Here is a 16,438-nt window from a genome sequence, read left to right as displayed (position 1 = left end):
AATTAGGCAGATAAATGCCAAAAAAACAGGCATTTATCGATAAAAGCGGGGTGAAATTTGTCGAAAATTTCCTAAAAAAATCAAAAAATTTCCAAGTAGAACAAAAAAGCGCTATTTAACCGTTTTTATGCAAAAGTCTCAAGCTAATATGAGGAAGCTCACCATTAGGAAAAACATAGCGTTCGATGAATTCACCACCACCCAGCGAGTTACCGCTACTATCGGCATCCGTTGACGTAATGCCATGATTCATGGCGATCCCCTCATCGGTCAGCAGCTCGCAAACACGGGCAAAATACGCTGGCAGATTTTTCTTGCCAACGTGCTCAAACATACCGACACTGCTAATTCGATCAAATTGACCTGTAATGTCGCGATAGTCTTGTAAACGGATTTCGATGCGGTCACTTAAGCCAGCTTCTTTTACTCGTTCGGTGGCAAGATCAAACTGATTTTGTGAGAGCGTCACACCCACGCAATGGGCTCCAAATTTACTGGCAGCACGAAGTACTAAGGCGCCCCAACCACAACCAATGTCTAGTAGACGATGCCCAGGTTTTAATTGAATCTTGGTCAGAATATGATCGATTTTTTTAATCTGTGCCGTGGCAAGATCTTCATTGCCCTGTTCAAAATAAGCGCATGAATAAACCATATTATCGTCAAGCCATAATCGGTAAAAATCATTGGATACATCATAATGATACTGAATCGACTGGCGGTCACTGGATTTAGTATGGGTGAAATAGCGTGCTACTCGAGCGAATTTGCTCGGTTGCTCTGAACTGCTGCGTGCTAATGCATAACTGATATTGATGACGTCGCTAAGCCTGCCCTCGACATCTATTTTACCCTTGATATACGCTTCAGCCAGATTGGCTAGTGTTGGATTAAGCAACAACGGAGTCGCTGATGAGTTATTCATTTTGATCGTGACAAGAGGCTCTGAAAATTCACCAAAATTCATCTCTTGACCACTAGAAAGAACCAAACGAGCCGGTATATTAAACTGCTCTCGAATGACACCTGCCCACTGCGCTAGTTTGTTTTCAAACACCATGAAACACTCTCCTGTACTTATGAACACGTATAAGAACTATTATAGGGGAGTATGTTTGAAAAGTCGTTGAGGTGTTTTTGCCATTAGGGTAAAGAATAACGAGCTGCTTAATTTACTCGTCTATTTCTATGAAAAAAGCTCAAATAACGATGTATTTGAGCTTTTAATATGATGCGCTGAATTAGAAGAGCTTTTCGACGTATTGATCAATATCTTCTACTGCGTCTTGTCTACGCTCTTCATTGCGACTGCTACCGACAACCTCGACGTCAACCCTTGCCTCAGGAGCCGGTCGGCAACAACAAGGTAGTATTTCACCGGGATTGACATAGGCCAAGGGCTCAGTGATATATTCAACCTCACCACCCACTAGGGTAGTACGGCATGAGCCACAATAACCGGCACGGCATTGGTATTCGACGGCATAACCTTGACGTTCCAGACCTTCGAGCATGGTCTCGTCATTTAGTAATTCAAAGCTGCCGTCCCAAGTGAAGACTCGACTCATAGTTCGAACCCAGATAAATCATCCGGATTAATCTCTGCATCGATCTGGCCGATGAGATAAGAACTGATTTCAACCTCCTGAGGAGCGACTTGAACGTTATCCGAAGATAACCATGCATTGATCCAAGGAATCGGGTTTTGAGTAGCACCCTCAAAAGCAGGTTTAAGACCAACAGCAGCCATACGTGAGTTAGTAATGTACTCAACGTATTTACATAAGATATCGCGATTTAAACCAATCATCGACCCATCTTTAAACAAATAGCTGGCCCACTCTTTTTCTTGCTCTGCAGAATCCTTGAACATGTCGAAGCATTCTTGCTCAAGCTCTTTGGCAATCTCAACCATCTCGGGATCATCTTGACCATTACGCATGATATTCAGCATATGCTGAGTACTCACTAAGTGAAGTGCCTCATCACGAGCAATCAACTTAATGATCTTAGCGTTACCCTCCATCAGCTTTCTTTCGGCAAAGGCAAAGGAGCACGCAAAGCTGATATAAAACCGGATAGCTTCAAGAATATTCACCGACATTAGGCACAAATAAAGCTTCTTTTTAAGCTCTCTTAAATTGACCACCTCGGTTTTGCCGTTAAGCGTATGAGTGCCCTCACCAAATAGCTGATACAGCGAAACAGAACGAATTAAGTCATCGTAGTATTTAGAAATATCGCGTGCACGCTCTAAAATATGCTCGTTAGTCACAATATCATCAAAAACGATTGAAGGATCGTTAACAATGTTGCGGATAATATGCGTATAGGAACGTGAGTGAATAGTCTCTGAAAAAGACCAAGTTTCAATCCAAGTTTCTAATTCCGGCAGAGAAACAATCGGCAAAAATGCGACGTTAGGACTACGGCCCTGAATCGAATCCAGCAATGTCTGATACTTAAGGTTTGAAATAAAGATATGCTTTTCATGCTCCGGTAGCGCAGCATAATCGATTCTGTCTTGTGATACGTCTACCTCTTCCGGACGCCAGAAGAAAGACAGCTGCTTTTCAATCAGCTTTTCAAATACCTCAAATTTTTGTTGATCATAACGTGCAACGTTGACGCTTTGACCAAAGAACATCGGTTCTTTGAGGGCATCATTTGGGGTTTCATTAAACGTACTATATAACATAAAAGCTCTTATATAAAACAGGTGTAAAGCGCTTAAATTCTTAATCAGCTTAAAAAATTTAAGCGCAGAGAATTAAATTTTGCACGCACCGCTTTCGCAATCATCAGCGGCATCGCTTAAGTTAACCAAGTCACCTTGGTCATCTTGAGCGCCATCACGTGTGTTGTGATAGTAAAGCGTTTTTAGACCGTATTTATAAGCATTTAATAAGTCTTTGAGCAGCTCACTCATTGGTACCTTACCATTTGGGAAACGCGACGGGTCATAGTTTGTATTGGCAGAAATCGCCTGATCCACAAACTTTTGCATAATCCCAACGAGGCGTAAATACCCGTCGTTAGATGGCATATTCCAAAGTGTCTCGTACTGCCCTCTTAGACGCTCGTACTCAGGTACAACTTGGCGCAAGGTGCCGTCTTTAGAGGCTTTAACCGTAATCAATCCACGTGGTGGCTCAATACCATTGGTCGCATTGGAAATCTGACTCGATGTCTCAGATGGCATCAATGCAGTTAAGGTTGAGTTACGTAAACCGTGCGTTTTAATGTCATTACGTAAGGCTTCCCAATCTAACTGCAATGGTTCTTGACAGTAAGCATCTACATCTTTCTTGTAAGTATCAATTGGCAAAATACCCTGAGCGTAAGTTGTTTCATTGAATGCCAAACAAGGGCCATACTCTTTAGACAAGTTCATTGACGCTTTTAATAAATAATATTGAATCGCTTCAAACGTGCGGTGAGTCAGGGAGTTACCACTGCCATCTGAGTAACGGGCACCATTTTTTGCCAAATAATAAGCATAGTTAATGACACCAACACCCAAGGTACGACGGTTCATGGTAGCAATTTTTGCCGCTTTAATCGGGTAGTCTTGATAATCTAGTAGCGCATCTAACGCTCGGACGATGAGATCCGATAAATGCTCTAACTCATCTAAGGACTCAAGCGCACCAAGGTTAAAGGCTGACAAGGTACATAAAGCAATCTCACCATTTTCATCGTTAATATCATCTAACGGCTTGGTTGGTAAGGCAATCTCAAGACATAGATTCGATTGACGCACAGGAGCAACTGATGGGTCAAATGGACTATGCGTATTACAGTGGTCAACGTTTTGGATATAGATACGGCCGGTGCCCGCACGCTCCTGCATCATCAACGAGAAGAGATCGGCCGCCTTAACACTACGCTTACGGATCGAATCATCTGCTTCATACTGAACGTACAGACGTTCAAACTCATCTTGATCTGCAAAGAAAGCGTCGTACAAGCCTGGAACATCAGATGGAGAAAACAAGGTAATGTTCTGACCTTTAATCAAGCGCTGATATAGCAAGCGATTAATCTGTACACCATAGTCCATATGACGTACTCGATTTTCTTCTACGCCGCGGTTGTTCTTAAGTACTAGTAAAGACTCAACCTCCAAATGCCACATGGGATAGAATAAGGTGGCAGCACCGCCGCGCACCCCTCCCTGTGAACAACACTTAACTGCTGTTTGGAAGTGCTTATAAAAAGGAATACAACCGGTATGCTGTGCCTCACCGCCACGAATGGCACTACCAACCGCACGAATACGCCCGGCATTAATACCAATACCGGCACGCTGGGAAACATAACGCACAATCGCTGCACTCGTTGCATTAATAGAGTCTAAGCTATCATCACACTCTATCAGGACGCACGAACTGAATTGACGTGTCGGTGTACGTACGCCAGCCATAATAGGCGTAGGTAAAGAAATCTTGAAAGTAGACGTCGCATCATAGAAGTCCTTGACGTACTGTAAACGAGTTTCTTTAGGATACTTAGAAAATAAGCAAGCAGCTACTAAAATGTAGAGAAACTGTGGACTCTCAAAAATCTCACCTGTGACACGATTTTGAATTAGGTACTTACCCTCTAGCTGGTTAACAGCAGCGTAGGCAAATGTTAAGTCGCGATCGTGAACTAAGAAAGAGTTCATCTGCTCGAACTCTTCCTCAGTATAGTCCTCGAGTAAGTGACGATCATACTTATTGGTCTTGACCATGGCCTTTACATGGTCGTAAAGCTTTGGCGGCTCAAACTTGCCATAGGCCTTTTTGCGCAAATGGAAAATTGCTAAGCGTGCAGCCATAAATTGATAATCAGCAGCTTCCTCTGAAATCAAATCGGCGGCGGCTTTAATAACTGTTTCGTGAATATGCTCGGTTTTGATACCGTCATAAAACTGGATCTGTGAACGTAACTCAACCTGAGATACTGAAACATGATCCAAGCCCTCTGCAGCCCAATCTAAAACACGGTGGATTTTGTCTAGATCAAGCGGTTCCTGACGGCCATCTCGCTTCGTCACTAACAGAGATTTATTCATGAAGACCCCTTTGAAAATGGGCTTTTTGGGCTTGTTTCACCTCTGGGCCAAACAAAACCAAAAAGTCTATATGTAGTTAAAGATAATGATTTGCAATCAATATATAGTATTAAAATCGATTTCCAATAGAAAATCAAGTAATACCACTAGAATTAAAAAGATGCTTTAAAAGCATTGACAATCAAGAAAAATACGCGTCGAATAATCGTATTATTATGGATTACCTATCGATACTGCGTGCGACATATTTTTAAAGTGCTCATACGATTTAAGTAATAATTCCGGGTGCCCTTTATTTAGCTCCTGAGCATTAGACAATGACTGACGCCATAATCTAGCACCCTTTTGACCATTAAATAAACCAAGCAAAGGCTTCATAATAAATCGCAAAGGCACACCTTCTTGTCTTTGAACAATAGCATAGTCATATATAGCCTGGATGATATCATCAATTTGAACATGATTTACCTCCGGCCAAAGTAAGCGACTCACCTCTCTGATACGGTAGGGCTCATGCCAAGCCGCTCGACCGACCATAATGCCCTCAAACGCTTGTGCTTGATGGTACATTTGCTCAACATCGCTTAAGCCGCCATTTAAGATAAAACGCGCTTCTGGAAAATCCTGACGAAGTTGAGTAACCCACTCATAGCGTAGCGGAGGTATCTCACGATTATCTTTGGGAGATAAGCCTTTTAAAACCGCATTACGCGCATGAGCAATAAAAATACGGATATCACTTTTTTGTATCAAGGTGCCCACAAAATCGCGAACAAAACCGTAGTCATCATTGTAGTCGAGCCCTAATCGGTGCTTGACCGTGACAGGCACACTCACAGCATCCTGCATTGCTTTTAGACAATCAGCGACTAAATCGACCTCAGCCATGAGGCACGCCCCAAACGCTCCCTTTTGCACACGCTCTGAGGGACAGCCACAGTTCAAATTAATTTCATCGTAACCCCACTGCTGACCTAATTTAGCGCAATGCGCAAGGTCTTCAGGTTCACTGCCGCCAAGTTGTAATGCAACAGGATGCTCTTCTATATTAAATTGGAGGTGCCGTTTGACATCACCGTGTATCAATGCGCCTGTTGTCACCATCTCAGTGTAAAGTAATGCCTTTGGCGCCAGTAAACGATAAAAATAACGTGCATGCCTATCCGTTACATCCAACATAGGTGCAATTGATAAACGCCAAGGTTGATCGGGAGACTCGTAGATTGAGGCCATAAAGAATTAAGAAATTAATTACGAATAAATGGGTTCATTTTGACTTCGCTCGTCTTATCGATGGACTTTTTAATCTCGCTATATCGTCGAAGTACATCAGATTTATAGACAACCCCTAAAAGATGCGGAGGATCAGAAAAGTCCAAGACCGGCAAACGCTCTCCATTATAAGTGACAAATTCATCCTGCACCTCATCTAAGGTCATTCCTAAGCGTAAAGGCTCTAAATAGGTACGTGAAATTAAGTGTGCCGGTATCGGCTCATCAGGTTTTACCGCACCTAATAAACCGCGGGTGATGTCTCTATGAGCCAATACGCCCATAAACTCATTATCATCATTGATGACGTAAAGATAACGTACACTCAGCTCTGTAAACATATCAATTGCCTCACCGACTAACTTATCGCTAAGGATGGTGTTTTCAGGATTTTTGTTGACTAACTGCTCAATACGAACATTACCCAATCGATGGCGTAAACGAATGTCTTCTTCGCGATTTGTGGTGACATTAAACATCACCAAACCATTAATCTGACGCGCAAGAAAACTGGCAATCACACAAGCAAGCACAACGGGCACCACGATTGATTGATTATATGACATTTCAATCATCATAATAATAGCCATCAAGGGGGCACTAGAAGCGGCAGATAAAAAAGCACCCATCCCTAAAATAACAAATACCGGACTATAAGGCACTAAAACGGGAAAAATCAGCAGTGCCGTTTTAAGTATCAAGAGAGCGACCGCCGCACCAATAAACATAATCGGTGTAATCACACCGCCTACCGCACCGGATCCTACTGAAATCAGGGTGACCGCCACTTTTAATAATAAAAAGATAGCTAAGAACTGCCAGGTCCAATCCACCCCATGAATAAAGGTTGAGACAATGGAATCGCCGTTGCCTGCTAAGCGTGGATCATATAGTAAAAAAATACCGACAAACGCACCGGCAATCGCCATACGAGCAGCCAGTGGCAGCGGAGTCAATTTAAGCGCTTTTTTACACCAGTCCAGTGTCCTTAAAAAAAGCGGTGACAAGACGCCGGCAAAAACACCGATAATAATGGCACAGATGATTAACTCTGTCGTGAGCGATATTTCTATGTCAATTTCATACAATAAAAAATGACTACCGAAAAAACGCGTGGTCAAGTGAGCTGACATAGCAGCAACCAGTAAAGGTCCGACAATGGCCATTGACATACTGCCAACGACAATCTCTGCAACAAATAAAGCACCGGCGATGGGTGTATGATAAGCCGCTGACACAGCACCGGCCGCCCCGCACGCAACGACTAGGCGGAGCTGCCTCGCATTCATAAAGAAAAAGCGCCCGATAGCTGACGACAGCATCGACCCCATATGAATCATCGGTCCCTCTCGACCAATTGAAAAACCGGAAGTAATCACTGTCAGCGAGGACAGAATACGCAACACCCCCTGCTTGATCGATAAGCGACCGTCACCCAGTGCCACCGCCTCCATATAGTCCGAGTTTGTGTCTGTCTTGATACTCGCAGACCAAGATAACAACAAGCCCCCTACTAATCCGGCTAAACACGGATAAACAATTGTCTGCCAAGTGCTATAGTTAGACACGACACTATCAATCGTGCCCGCTTCCCCCATCGTCAGCATTTGTAGCCAACGAACACTCTGAAAAAAAATCAAGGTCGCCAAGGCACCAACAACACCCATCAATACAGCCCACAACAAAATCACTGCTTGGCTGTGAAACAAAGATCGACGGGCAAACCGCTTACGTAAATAATTGATACGGCGTTTAATGGGCATGATAATAATTGCTTTTAAATCGTGGATTTAAATTTTAAAGGGCAACTCCCCAGTTTATTAGGAATTGCATGGCGAGACTGGTAAAATCAGCATTCGAGTCTTTATTTTACTCATCTTCATACACTTTATAAGATTTAATTAATTCTATGGCTGTTTTTACTCCCGTATCTCCTGAAGAAGCTCAGGTTATTTTACAAGACTACGACCTGGGTGAGTTTGTTTCCATGCAGGGTATTACTGCGGGCATTGAAAATACTAATTATTTTTTAACAACAACCAAGGGTGAGTATGTACTCACCATCTTTGAAGTCTTAACCACGGAGCAAATCCCCTTCTATTTGGATTTGATGTACGGCTTGGGCCTCAAAAAGCAAGCGGTTCCTATGCCTCAAAAGCGCAATGATGGCAGTATCTGGGGAGTTTTTGATGGCAAACCGGTCTCTATCGTATTACGTCTCAATGGCGGTTGGGAAGCTCACCCAAGTGCTAAGCACTGTGAAATAGTCGCTCGAGCTCAAGCCAGACAGCATATTGCTGCCTATGATCTGCCCCTTAATCAGCCTAACTTACGCGGCCTCAGTTGGTGGCAAGCAACTTACCCTCAAATCAAACCATTTTTAACTGAAGAGCTTCAGGCGTTATATGAAGGGTCTTTAGAAGAACAAATTAGCGTACAAAACGACTTTGCCTGGCGCTTTATGCCCGGTGGTCCATGCCATTGCGATTTGTTTCGCGATAATGTGCTGTTTGATGGTACGTATGAGCACCCAAGTCTAGGTGGTGTCATTGATTTTTATTTTGCCGGTGTTGATCGTTGGTTATTTGATGTGGCGGTTGCCGTCAATGACTGGTGCATTGATCGCGATAGCGGTGATTTGATTCCTGAATTGGTCGACGCTTGGCTTAGCAGTTACCACCAAGGGCGTCCTTTTACTGATGCTGAGCGTGAGCTTTGGCCGGTAGCACTAAGAGCAGCAGCATTAAGATTTTGGACCTCGCGACTATTTGATTTTCATCTACCACGTCCTGCCCAAAGCCTTAAACCGCACGACCCTACGCACTTTGAGCGCATTCTGAAGTCGCGTACTTACGGCGATATTCCACCATTACCTCAACGCTAAGGACGATTAATGCAAGCTGTAAAACTTCCTGCAGGCGCCGGACTGGATTGGTTAAAACAAGGTTTTGCGATTTTTAAAAAGCGCCCTACCTTATTTATAGCGCTCGCCTTTGTTTGGAATTTCAACACCATTGTCAGTATTCAATTGCTCGGTATCATAGGCTTACTCAGTGTAGCCTTGGTGCAGCCAATCTATATCGCCTTTATTTTACTGTGCAGCCATTTTCTTTTTAACAATAAAAAGCTTAACTGGCAGGCACTTTTTGAACCATTTAGACAACCCCAAACGCTTAAGACTTTACTTATCTCCGGGCTTGTCTACGGGGTAGTTTTTTTCATTCTCGATGTTTTTTTAACGCCGGCATTGATTAAAGAAAGTGAAGTGGCAAATATTGTCAGCTCATCAGGCAATGGGCATATTACGGCCGACACCTATCATTCCTTAATTGCCGCTATCAATCCTTGGGCTATTGTGATCACGGTTGTAAATACAATCATTTTAAGTCTAGTGTATTGGTTTGTGCCAGCCCTAATCATTTGGAATAACGTCAGCACCATAAAATCAATTGTATTTTCCTGCGTCGGCGTCTTGCGTAATATCGGGCCATTTATCACGCTGGGTTTTAGCGTCTGCATTATCGGTTTTATTATTTGGATCTTAATGCTCTTTGTCATTTCCGCTGGCATTACAGGCGCATTTTTTGCTTTCATTTTACAGCTAGTTTTTATATCATTATTAATGACTGTTTACTGTGCCATGTACATCAGTTACCGGCAAATTTATCAACGTGCCATGTGAGCACAATTAACCCGTTGTCACGATTGTAGTTAGTGAAAATCAATATCTTTTTAAGGGATCACTATGTCCAATAAAATTTTAGTAGCCGCTGCAGTTTGTTTAAGTTTAAGTGCTTGTGAAACGATGAATGTTGCCGGTATGGTGGGTGCAGCCTCAACACTTGCCAGCGCAGCCAGCATCAGTGACAGTGAAGTGAATGCGCTTGGTGTTCGAGCACAACAACAGCTTGATGCTCAAAACTCAATTGCACCCGCCAGCAACGCATACACTAAGCGTCTAAACAATATTACTCGTAACCTAACAAGCTATGAAGGTCATCAGTTAAATTATCAGGTGTATTTAACCAATGAGGTCAATGCCTTTGCTCTGCCTAATGGTGGCATTCGTGTTTATAGTGGCCTAATGGATAAAATGACCGATGACGAGCTACTATACGTCATTGGACATGAGGTTGGCCACGTTGTGAAGGGTCACTCTAAACAACAAACCCGGGCTAAAATGCTTAGTTCTGCTGCGTTACAGGCGGTCTCATCAACCGGCTCTGCGGTTGCTTCACTATCAAGCGGCGTGATTGGTCAATTAGGCCATCAATTAGTCAATGCCCAATACTCACAAGCTCACGAATACGAAGCTGACGCCTACGGCCTGAAGATTTTAAAGGAACAAGGAAAAAGCAAAGAGGCTGCTGTGTCTGCATTACGTAAACTAGCGGCGCTAGGTGGCAACAATTCCAGCATGTTTGCCTCGCACCCCAACCCTTCGGCTCGCGCAGACCGCATTGCTAAGACGAACTAGGTGCTTGTCGACGCGCCAAGCTAGGCATTTAATAAATAGCTTAAGCTATCAGCCATATCAAGTTCGGGTATTAAGTCATTAATACCCGATTTTTTTGGATAACGAATATGCGATAGGTAAAGACCATCGGCCATAAAGGTAGGGGCTGCGTATTTGCGATCCCTTAACTCAAGCAGTTTAGCCATGTAATTTGGCTGATACTTACCCTTGCCCACATACACTAGGCAACCGATAATATTTCGCACCATATGATGTAAAAAAGCATTGCCCTTGATGGAAAAAACGAACAAATTACCTTGCTGTTGAATATGCAGATGTTGAATAGTTCGAATGGACGAATGTGCCTGGCACTCAGAAGAACGGAAGCTCGTGAAATCATGGGTACCAACTAAATAATTAGCCGCCTCTTGCATCTGCTCAAGATCTAACGGCGAGTGAAACCAGCCCACCAGTCCTTGCAAAATAGCAGAGTGCACCGAATGATTGCGCAGCACATACAGATACGTGCGTTCCTCTGCATCAAAGCGCGCATGGAATTCGGGATCGACCTCTTTGGCCCACTTAATTCGTATATCCGCAGGTAAAAAGCTATTCACCCCTCTAACCCACGAATTATCACTGCGTGTAGCATCCGTATCAAGATGCACTATTTGATTGATCGCATGAACACCTGTGTCTGTACGGCCCGCACAAACCACTTGCGTTGGAACCGTAATAAATTGGCTAAGCGCTTTTTCAACTTCAGCTTGTACAGTGGGTCTATCTGCTTGAACTTGCCACCCGAAGTAATTTTGTCCCTGGTAAGAAATACCTAAAGCAATGCGATGCTTGGCCATTAATTTTTATCCAAGTCTAAATTGATTTCTTTTAATTGCTTTCTAAAGGCGACGGCTGCAGGGCTTTGATCAGACGAATTGCGCTCAGAAGCACCCTGCGCAGAATCAGAACGCATAAACTTATTGGCAAGAAAGAGGAGTGCCGCTAGTGATACAACTAAAGCCACTAAGAAAATAGCAACATGATCGCTGATGATTTGCAGCAACTCCATCTTCAATACCTTTTAAACTACAAAGACTGATTATAACTCGCCTAAGGCAATACGTAGCATACGACGTAAAGGCTCGGCAGCACCCCATAATAGCTGGTCACCTACAGTGAAGGCGCTGATATAGTCTGGTCCCATGTTTAACTTGCGAACACGACCCACCGGAATATCCAAGGTGCCGGTAACTGCTACCGGTGTTAACTCGCGCATAGTAATATCACGCTCATTGGGAACGAACTTAGCCCATTCACTGCTCTCAGCGATAATGTCGTTGATTTCATCGAGTGGCACATCTTTTTTGAGTTTAAAAGTCAATGCCTGACTATGGCTACGCATCGCTCCAACACGTACGCATAACCCATCAATAGGAACAATTGAGTCACCGCTACGACCTAGAACCTTATTGGTCTCAGCCTGCGCCTTCCACTCCTCACGCGATTGGCCATTGTCCAATTGACTATCAATCCAAGGAATCAAGCTACCACCGAGTGGTACACCAAAATTACTTTGCGGCAGCTCAGGATCGCGTTGCGTTGCCAATACCTGACGGTCAATTTCTAAAATAGCCGATGCCGGATCATCTAATAAAGACTTAACTGAATTACCGATAACGCCAAACTGAGTTAAGAGCTCACGCATATGCTGAGCACCACCGCCAGAGGCTGCTTGGTATGTCATACTGCTCATCCACTCGACTAAGTCGTGTTTGAATAAGCCGCCAACGCCCATCAACATACAGCTGACAGTACAGTTACCACCGACAAAATCACGTACACCCTTGGCTAAGGCGGTATCAATTAAGTCGCGGTTGATGGGGTCAAGCACGATAACGGCGTCATCATTCATACGTAATGCACTGGCCGCATCAATCCAGATACCATCCCAACCCGCAGCGCGCAACTTTGGATAAACTTCATTGGTGTAATCACCGCCCTGAGCAGTTAAGATGATAGGTAGTTTTTTAAGGGCATCAATATCGAATGCGTCCTGTAAAGGACCGGCACCCTCTGCCCACTCAGGAGCAGCGCCGCCGGCATTACTCGTTGAGAAAAACACCGGCTCGATCAGTTTAAAATCACCCTCATCGCGCATACGCTGCATGAGAACCGAACCCACCATGCCTCGCCAACCGACGAGAGCAACTGCTTTTGACATAATAATTACCTACCAAGAAAAATTAAATCTAACATTTTATTCTATCACTATCGCCCTTAAAATAGAGCGATAGAGACAGTTATCATTAATAAAAATCAAGCACTTAGGAGCAAGCGCCAAGTCCTATACGCCTAGTGCAGCAATCACGGCATCACCCATGGCCTTAGTGCCAACTTTTTGTGTGCCCTCTTCGTAAATATCAGCTGTACGGTAGCCTTGCGCCAAGACATTTCGAACCGCTGCTTCGATTCTTTGTGCAGGCTCTTCCATATTAAAGCTATAGCGTAGCATCATGGCAGCCGATAAAATCTGTGCCAATGGATTCGCAATATCCTGACCGGCGATATCCGGTGCTGAGCCATGGCTAGGCTCATAAAGGCCTTGCCCCTTTTCATTGAGAGAAGCTGATGGCAACATACCGATTGAACCGGTCAACATCGCGGCTTCATCAGATAAAATATCACCAAATAGATTGCCCGTCACAACCACATCCAGCTCTTTCGGTGCACGCACCAACTGCATGGCCGCATTGTCCACATACATGTGGCTCAATTCAACTTCCGGATAATCACGACTTTCGTCAATCATGATATTGCGCCAAAACTGAGAAGTTTCAAGTACATTTGCTTTGTCAACGCTAAGTAATTTACCGCTTCGTTTTTTAGCTGCATCAAAAGCGATCTTAGCAATACGACGGACTTCGCTTTCTGCGTAGCGCATCGTATCAAAGCCCTCATCCTCACCCTCGTATGGCCCATCGACTGCTTTGCGCAGACCGCGCGGCATACCAAAATAAATATCACCGGTGAGCTCGCGAACAATTAATAAGTCCAGACCGGAAACGATTTCCGGCTTAAGAGATGAGGCATTAGCCAACTCAGGGTATAAAATAGCCGGACGTAGGTTAGCAAACAAACCAAGTGCCTTACGTAAACCCAGAATCGCTTGTTCAGGTCGCAGATGACGCTCTAACGAATCGTACTTCCAGTCGCCAACGGCACCGAACAAAATGGCATCAGCATTTTTAGCAAGCTCTAGCGTACGCTCAGGCAGTGGGTGACCATCACTTTCATAAGCTGCACCACCCACCGGTGCCTCTTCAAATTCAATATCCAACTCTAAGGCTTTTAGAACGCGAACGGCCTGCTCAACGATCTCAGAACCAATACCGTCTCCGGGTAACACTGCTACTTTATACGTCATGACTTTTCTTTGTTAATTTAAAAGTTATGCAAGATAGCCCATATCTTGTACATTTATGGGCTATCTTGCAAAAAGGTTAATTAGAATTAATTGGCAACTCTAGCAAGCCAAGGCTTATCTGCTAAGCGCTGTTGCTCATAGGCTTTGATTTTATCAGCCTCACGCAGGGTTAAGCCAATATCATCGAGTCCATTTAATAAACAATACTTACGAAACTGATCGATTTCAAAGTGATAGGTATCACCTGTGGGCGACGTCACTTCTTGCTTATCTAAATCAATCGTTAGCTGGTAGCCAGGATTTGCTTCAACCTCATCAAATAACTTGGCTACTTCATCTTCACTTAAGATAATCGGCAATAAACCATTTTTAAAGCTATTGTTAAAGAAAATATCAGCAAATGACGGTGCAATAATCGCTTTAAAACCGAACTGCATCAGCGCCCAAGGAGCATGTTCGCGGCTGGACCCACAGCCAAAGTTCTCACGAGCAAGCAGTACTGAAGCCCCCTGATAACGCTCTTTATTTAAAACAAAATCAGGATTAAGTGGGCGTTTGCTATTGTCCATACCCGGTTCGCCATGATCTAAATAGCGCAACTCATCAAATAGGTTTGGACCAAAACCGCTACGCTTGATTGACTTTAAAAACTGCTTTGGAATAATTAAATCGGTATCAACGTTGGCACGATCTAATGGAGCCACTAAGCCCTTGTGAATAGTAAATGCTTCCATGCTTATACTCCTAATTGACGAACATCAACAAAATGACCATTAATTGCCGCAGCAGCAGCCATTGCCGGACTCACTAAATGGGTACGACCACCGTTACCCTGACGACCTTCAAAGTTTCTATTTGAAGTCGAGGCGCAGCGCTCACCCGGCTCCAAACGGTCAGCGTTCATTGCCAAGCACATGGAGCAACCCGGGTCACGCCATTCAAAACCCGCTTCTAAGAAGATTTTATCTAATCCTTCATCTTCAGCTTGCTTTTTAACTAGACCGGAACCTGGGACCACCATGGCTTGGATGACATTATCAGCTACTTTTTTACCCTTAGCGACAGCGGCTGCTTCACGTAAATCTTCAATGCGGGAGTTGGTACAGGAACCGATAAAAACCTTATCAATTTTAATTTCATTAATCGGCATATCTGCATCAAGGCCCATATACTCTAAAGCGCGTTCGATACCGGAACGCTTAACCGAGTCGGCTTCTGCTGCTGGATTAGGTACAGCATCTTCGATACTTAACACCATCTCAGGCGAGGTACCCCAAGTGACTTGAGGACGAATATCAGCAGCATCAATTTCAACCACCTTATCAAAATGTGCACCTTCATCTGATACTAAAGTCTGCCAGTAAGCAACGGCATCATCCCACTGCTCAGCGGTTGGCGCGTAAGGACGACCTTTGAAATACTCGATTGTTTTGTCATCGACAGAAACCATCCCCGAACGGGCACCGGCTTCAATCGCCATATTACAAACGGTCATACGACCTTCTACAGATAAATCACGAATCGTACTACCGGCAAATTCGATGGCATGGCCCGTACCACCTGCCGTGCCGATAACGCCAATAATGTGTAAAACCACATCTTTAGCACTACAGCCAAACGGCAACTTACCCTCGACCTTGACTAACATGTTTTTATCTTTTTTCTTTAATAAAGTCTGAGTCGCTAATACGTGCTCAACCTCTGAGGTACCGATACCAAAAGCTAAGGCGCCAAACGCACCGTGTGTACTGGTGTGAGAGTCACCACAAACCACTGTCATTCCGGGTAAGGTAGCGCCCTGTTCCGGACCTGTTACGTGAACAATCCCCTGGCGAATATCGTCCATGCCGAAACGAACGATGTTGTACTCGGTACAGTTTTGCTCCAGCGTATCCACCTGTAGTTTAGAAATAGGATCAGCAATCCCCTTATCACGATCAACGGTTGGAACGTTGTGATCTTCTACTGCTAAGTTAGCACTGATACGCCATGGTTGACGCTCTGCAATCTTTAACCCCTCAAAGGCCTGAGGACTTGTCACTTCGTGCAATAGATGACGGTCAATATACAAAATACAGGTACCATCTTCTTGTTGATGCACTACGTGCTCATCCCATAGCTTGTCATACAATGTTTTAGCCATGCTTATCTCCAAATACAAAAAATTCTCTATGGTTCTATTGTCGGTGCTTTAAGTAAGTTTAACAAGACAAATAGCCATACTAGT

At 44.0% G+C, this 16,438-nt stretch carries 14 protein-coding genes and 1 pseudogene; 3 read left to right on the top strand and 12 right to left on the bottom strand.

Features of this window, described 5'->3' with window-relative positions:
- Positions 1-133: 133 nt before the first annotated feature.
- From B092_RS13970 to B092_RS0107580, 6 genes and pseudogenes are all read right to left on the bottom strand, one after another.
- Positions 134-1,060: pseudogene (locus tag B092_RS13970) on the bottom strand (class I SAM-dependent methyltransferase); the annotation flags it as partial.
- Positions 1,061-1,241: 181 nt separating this feature from the next.
- On the bottom strand, positions 1,242-1,568 hold the full coding sequence (gene yfaE, locus B092_RS0107600; RefSeq protein ID WP_018574660.1) for a class I ribonucleotide reductase maintenance protein YfaE: 327 nt from the start codon (positions 1,566-1,568) through the stop codon (positions 1,242-1,244).
- A complete protein-coding gene (gene nrdB / locus B092_RS0107595; RefSeq protein ID WP_018574659.1) occupies positions 1,565-2,698 on the bottom strand; it encodes a class Ia ribonucleoside-diphosphate reductase subunit beta in 1,134 nt (377 codons plus the stop codon). Before nrdB ends, yfaE begins: the two co-directional genes overlap by 4 nt.
- 72 nt (positions 2,699-2,770) lie before the next feature.
- Positions 2,771-5,059 carry a class 1a ribonucleoside-diphosphate reductase subunit alpha gene (nrdA, locus tag B092_RS0107590; protein WP_018574658.1) on the bottom strand — a complete coding sequence of 763 codons (2,289 nt, stop codon included), beginning with the start codon at positions 5,057-5,059 and terminating at the stop codon, positions 2,771-2,773.
- A 213-nt stretch (positions 5,060-5,272) separates the two neighbouring features.
- Entirely contained in the window at positions 5,273-6,292 is a 1,020-nt protein-coding gene (dusA, locus tag B092_RS13965; RefSeq protein ID WP_018574657.1) for a tRNA dihydrouridine(20/20a) synthase DusA, read from the bottom strand.
- A 14-nt stretch (positions 6,293-6,306) separates the two neighbouring features.
- Positions 6,307-8,094: a ClcB-like voltage-gated chloride channel protein gene (locus B092_RS0107580; protein WP_018574656.1), complete on the bottom strand. Its 1,788-nt coding sequence runs from the start codon at positions 8,092-8,094 to the stop codon at positions 6,307-6,309.
- Between the two features lie 146 nt (positions 8,095-8,240).
- Here B092_RS0107580 and B092_RS0107575 point away from each other — a divergent pair, with 146 nt between their 5' ends.
- From B092_RS0107575 to B092_RS0107565, 3 genes are all read left to right on the top strand, one after another.
- A complete protein-coding gene (locus B092_RS0107575; protein WP_018574655.1) occupies positions 8,241-9,215 on the top strand; it encodes a homoserine kinase in 975 nt (324 codons plus the stop codon).
- Positions 9,216-9,224: 9 nt separating this feature from the next.
- Entirely contained in the window at positions 9,225-10,013 is a 789-nt protein-coding gene (locus B092_RS0107570) for a BPSS1780 family membrane protein (RefSeq protein ID WP_018574654.1), read from the top strand.
- A gap of 63 nt (positions 10,014-10,076) precedes the next feature.
- Positions 10,077-10,808 carry a M48 family metallopeptidase gene (locus tag B092_RS0107565; RefSeq protein ID WP_018574653.1) on the top strand — a complete coding sequence of 244 codons (732 nt, stop codon included), beginning with the start codon at positions 10,077-10,079 and terminating at the stop codon, positions 10,806-10,808.
- Positions 10,809-10,828: 20 nt separating this feature from the next.
- On the opposite strand, the gene truA is transcribed toward B092_RS0107565, so the two are convergent.
- The 6 genes from truA to leuC all read right to left on the bottom strand — a co-directional run bounded on the left by truA (position 10,829) and on the right by leuC (position 16,354).
- Positions 10,829-11,644 (bottom strand): tRNA pseudouridine(38-40) synthase TruA, encoded by an 816-nt coding sequence (truA, locus tag B092_RS0107560; RefSeq protein WP_018574652.1) that lies wholly within the window; start codon positions 11,642-11,644, stop codon positions 10,829-10,831.
- Entirely contained in the window at positions 11,644-11,856 is a 213-nt protein-coding gene (locus B092_RS0107555) for a hypothetical protein (RefSeq protein ID WP_018574651.1), read from the bottom strand. The genes truA and B092_RS0107555 overlap by 1 nt, the downstream gene beginning before the upstream one ends.
- Before the next feature lie 30 nt (positions 11,857-11,886).
- Positions 11,887-13,008 (bottom strand): aspartate-semialdehyde dehydrogenase, encoded by a 1,122-nt coding sequence (gene asd / locus B092_RS0107550; protein WP_018574650.1) that lies wholly within the window; start codon positions 13,006-13,008, stop codon positions 11,887-11,889.
- 123 nt (positions 13,009-13,131) lie between these two features.
- Positions 13,132-14,211, bottom strand: a complete 1,080-nt coding sequence (gene leuB, locus B092_RS0107545) for a 3-isopropylmalate dehydrogenase (RefSeq protein ID WP_018574649.1) — start codon at positions 14,209-14,211, stop codon at positions 13,132-13,134.
- An 86-nt stretch (positions 14,212-14,297) separates the two neighbouring features.
- Positions 14,298-14,945: a 3-isopropylmalate dehydratase small subunit gene (gene leuD / locus B092_RS0107540; protein ID WP_018574648.1), complete on the bottom strand. Its 648-nt coding sequence runs from the start codon at positions 14,943-14,945 to the stop codon at positions 14,298-14,300.
- A gap of 2 nt (positions 14,946-14,947) precedes the next feature.
- Positions 14,948-16,354: a 3-isopropylmalate dehydratase large subunit gene (leuC, locus tag B092_RS0107535; RefSeq protein WP_018574647.1), complete on the bottom strand. Its 1,407-nt coding sequence runs from the start codon at positions 16,352-16,354 to the stop codon at positions 14,948-14,950.
- Between the last annotated feature and the right edge of the window lie 84 nt (positions 16,355-16,438).

Source organism: Oligella ureolytica DSM 18253 (genome assembly GCF_000373745.1).
Lineage (GTDB): Bacteria > Pseudomonadota > Gammaproteobacteria > Burkholderiales > Burkholderiaceae_B > Oligella > Oligella ureolytica.
The sequence above is the reverse complement of the archived record's forward strand: the minus strand, read 5'-3'. Positions and strand labels throughout refer to the sequence as shown.

Bases quoted from the DNA above. Each gene is read 5' to 3' on its own strand.
- yfaE (WP_018574660.1), bottom strand. From the start codon at position 1,568: ATGAGTCGAGTCTTCACTTGGGACGGCAGCTTTGAATTACTAAATGAC.
- nrdB (WP_018574659.1), bottom strand. From the start codon at position 2,698: ATGTTATATAGTACGTTTAATGAAACCCCAAATGATGCCCTCAAAGAA.
- nrdA (WP_018574658.1), bottom strand. From the start codon at position 5,059: ATGAATAAATCTCTGTTAGTGACGAAGCGAGATGGCCGTCAGGAACCG.
- dusA (WP_018574657.1), bottom strand. From the start codon at position 6,292: ATGGCCTCAATCTACGAGTCTCCCGATCAACCTTGGCGTTTATCAATT.
- B092_RS0107580 (WP_018574656.1), bottom strand. From the start codon at position 8,094: ATGCCCATTAAACGCCGTATCAATTATTTACGTAAGCGGTTTGCCCGT.
- B092_RS0107575 (WP_018574655.1), top strand. From the start codon at position 8,241: ATGGCTGTTTTTACTCCCGTATCTCCTGAAGAAGCTCAGGTTATTTTA.
- B092_RS0107570 (WP_018574654.1), top strand. From the start codon at position 9,225: ATGCAAGCTGTAAAACTTCCTGCAGGCGCCGGACTGGATTGGTTAAAA.
- B092_RS0107565 (WP_018574653.1), top strand. From the start codon at position 10,077: ATGTCCAATAAAATTTTAGTAGCCGCTGCAGTTTGTTTAAGTTTAAGT.
- truA (WP_018574652.1), bottom strand. From the start codon at position 11,644: ATGGCCAAGCATCGCATTGCTTTAGGTATTTCTTACCAGGGACAAAAT.
- B092_RS0107555 (WP_018574651.1), bottom strand. From the start codon at position 11,856: ATGGAGTTGCTGCAAATCATCAGCGATCATGTTGCTATTTTCTTAGTG.
- asd (WP_018574650.1), bottom strand. From the start codon at position 13,008: ATGTCAAAAGCAGTTGCTCTCGTCGGTTGGCGAGGCATGGTGGGTTCG.
- leuB (WP_018574649.1), bottom strand. From the start codon at position 14,211: ATGACGTATAAAGTAGCAGTGTTACCCGGAGACGGTATTGGTTCTGAG.
- leuD (WP_018574648.1), bottom strand. From the start codon at position 14,945: ATGGAAGCATTTACTATTCACAAGGGCTTAGTGGCTCCATTAGATCGT.
- leuC (WP_018574647.1), bottom strand. From the start codon at position 16,354: ATGGCTAAAACATTGTATGACAAGCTATGGGATGAGCACGTAGTGCAT.